The following is a 420-nucleotide window of genomic DNA, read 5'->3' as shown; positions in this document are numbered from 1 at the left end:
CTGCTCGAAGTTGCCGCCCGTGGCGCTGTCGATGGTCACGCTAACGGTGGAACCGTTGTTGTAGACGTCGTTCGCCGGGGTTTGGAAGTCGATGCTGCCCTGAGTCTTGCCAGCTTCAACAGTGATGACCTGGCCGTTGGACAGGGTCACGGTAACTGGGGTTTGAGCCGGGTTGGTCAGCGTGACGGTGTAAGTGATCACGCCACCTTCGGTCACGCTTGGCGAAGCCGTCAGCGTGGCAGTGGTGGTGTCGATCGAATCATTGATCGTGGTAACTGCTGGTGTCGGGTTTGGCGTCAGCTGTTCGAAGTTGCCGCCCGTGGCACTGTCGATGGTCACGCTAACGGTGGAACCGTTGTTGTAGACGTCGTTGGCCGGGGTCTGGAAATCGATGCTGCCCTGGGTCTTGCCTGCTTCAAC

Annotated in this window: 1 protein-coding gene; it reads right to left on the bottom strand. The window is 59.3% G+C overall.

Annotated elements, in window-relative coordinates; translation table 11 throughout:
* Positions 1 to 420: immunoglobulin-like domain-containing protein (locus ACF8GB_RS18370; protein WP_392527418.1), on the bottom strand; the 420-nt coding region annotated here is incomplete at both ends.

The organism is Pseudomonas sp. xss_4 (assembly GCF_043104125.1).
Taxonomy (GTDB): Bacteria; Pseudomonadota; Gammaproteobacteria; order Pseudomonadales; family Pseudomonadaceae; genus Aquipseudomonas; species Aquipseudomonas parafulva_B.
This window is presented reverse-complemented; position numbering and strand designations above follow the sequence as displayed.